This is a genomic window from Endozoicomonas sp. SESOKO1, from assembly GCF_024606265.1.
Classification (GTDB): Bacteria; Pseudomonadota; Gammaproteobacteria; order Pseudomonadales; family Endozoicomonadaceae; genus Endozoicomonas.
Genome location: NZ_JAHHPP010000403.1, coordinates 1 through 2,260, shown reverse-complemented (window position 1 = coordinate 2,260; position 2,260 = coordinate 1). Strand labels below are relative to the sequence as shown.

The following is a 2,260-nucleotide window of genomic DNA, read 5'->3' as shown; positions in this document are numbered from 1 at the left end:
AGGAGCTAGAGCAACGCAGGAGCAGTTGCCGGTAGGGCAGTCTATTCTCGGTCAGGCTCCTAGGTACCTTGCTGTAAGGCTTTGAGATAAATGCGGAAATGGAGGCTATTCACTTTTCTTTGAACAAAGTAACAAAGCAACAAAGCAACAAAGCAACAAAGCAGCAAAGCCTATATAATCATCATATTGCTAAACGCAAGATTAGTTCAGATTGTATGTAAGGTAGTAAACAATGGGCGTTCCAAAAACAATCGCATTGCTTTTATTAGGTATAACCTTATCAGGCTGTAATGAATCAAACTCCACACCAGGCTCCACAGCAGACCCCACACCAGACCCCACACCAGACCCCACACCAGACCCCACACCAGAGACAGAAGAGGCGAGAAAGGCTCGGGCGGAACTGGATAAGCTTATTGCTGCTATTGCAACGGATAAGCCTGAAACCATCAAGGCCGTCGAAGATTTTGATACCTCTGCTATTACGGATATGTCGTACTTATTGGCAGCCAAAAAAATAAAAGCGACAACAGCAGATGGCATCTCTCTCGCTAAGTGGAATACATCTAACGTTACAAATATGCGAGGGATGTACTTTGCCCATCACTATAATCCGGTTCACCCTTCATTTTATTCATTAGATACCTCTAAGGTAACTGATGTTGCTGAAATGTTCGCATCGATCAATGCCTTTAAGGGTGACTTAAGTCAGATGGATTTTTCGAGCGTAATTGATGATAGTGCCATGGTTAGTGGAACTGGTATACCTTTAGAGCATCTGGCAAATACCCCGAATAAAGCTTTATATGAAGCCATTATAAAAGGTGATAATGAATCAAACTTGTTAATAAGCAAGTACGACACAAGTAAAATGACGTCGTTTATTAATTTGTTTGAAAAAAGGCGTAATATTCCAGACATTAGCCATTGGGACACAAGCAATGTTACTAGTATGTATGGCATGTTTGAAGGTGCGAAAGAATTCAATCAAGATATATCTGGTTGGAAAACTGATAAGGTTACTGATATGGGCTTTATGTTTTTAGATGCAGAAGCCTTTAATCAGAATTTATCAGCTTGGAATGTAAGTAATGTTACTAGCATGAACCGTATGTTTCAAAGAGCGAAAGCCTTCAATCAGAATTTAACTAATTGGAAGACGGGTAATGTTACTGATATGAGAGGTATGTTTTCTGGCGCAACGAATTTTAACGGTGATGTTTCGGGTTGGGATACAGGCAAAGTTACAATCATGTCGGACATGTTTGGCGGCGCATCAGCATTCAATCAAGACCTTTCAGGCTGGAATGTTGATTCTGTAATGCAATTTGATTCTTTTGCTGATGGCTCTGCGATGGAGGGTGATTTTGCCAAATATCCACAACCACTCGGAGCAAAAATAGAGTTGGCAGATTACATTCGTAAAGGTAATATTGAAGCCATTGAGAATTTTGATGTTTCCGGGCTTACAAACTTATCTAACCTTTTCGAAGGCCTAAAATTAAATCCTGACCTTTCTCGTTGGAATACAGCTAACGTCACAAACATGAGCAACATGTTCAAAAACACGACAACATTTAATGGTGACATATCTGGTTGGGACACGAGTCGCGTAACGAATATGGAAGCTATGTTCCATGGTGCAAAAGCCTTTAACCGTGACCTTACTCATTGGAATACAGAGAACGTGACGAACATGGCGCAGATGTTCCGTGCAACATCCGCCTTTAATGGGGACATTTCTGGTTGGGATACCAGTAAGGTCTCTACTATGCAGCGTATGTTCCAGGATGCAGCAGCCTTCAATCAAGACATTCCTCATTGGAACACAGCAAACGTTACCGATATGGCATATATGTTCTCGTATGCTGACAAATTTAATGGAGATTTGTCTAATTGGGATACGGGCAATGTTGCAAGTATGCTGAGTATGTTCTTTGGTGCATCTGAGTTTAACCGCGACCTTGCTAATTGGAACACAGGGAACGTAAAGAACATGGCGCATATGTTCCGCAATACAGAGCACTTCAATCAAGATATTTCTGTTTGGAAGACTGGTAAGGTTACAGATATGTCGAGCATGTTTAATGGGGCAAAAGCCTTCAATCAAAATATTTCCGGCTGGGATGTGGACAAGGTAACCAGATTCAGCGAATGGGACACTGGTTCAAACCCGAGCTGGAAAAGTGACTGGAAACCGGTTTTCTAGGAGCCTGTCCGAGAATAGCGCCCGTAGCGAGGATGGCAGAAAATTGAGGAT

At 41.9% G+C, this 2,260-nt stretch carries 1 protein-coding gene; it reads left to right on the top strand.

From position 1 onward, the window contains the following. Positions 1-232 precede the first annotated feature (232 nt). Positions 233-2,209, top strand: coding sequence for a BspA family leucine-rich repeat surface protein (locus tag KDK13_RS18325; RefSeq protein WP_257286444.1), 1,977 nt, complete (start codon positions 233-235; stop codon positions 2,207-2,209). The last annotated feature ends 51 nt before the right edge of the window (positions 2,210-2,260 follow it).

Coding starts and splice junctions, on each gene's coding strand:
- KDK13_RS18325 (WP_257286444.1), top strand. CDS start 233: ATGGGCGTTCCAAAAACAATCGCATTGCTTTTATTAGGTATAACCTTA.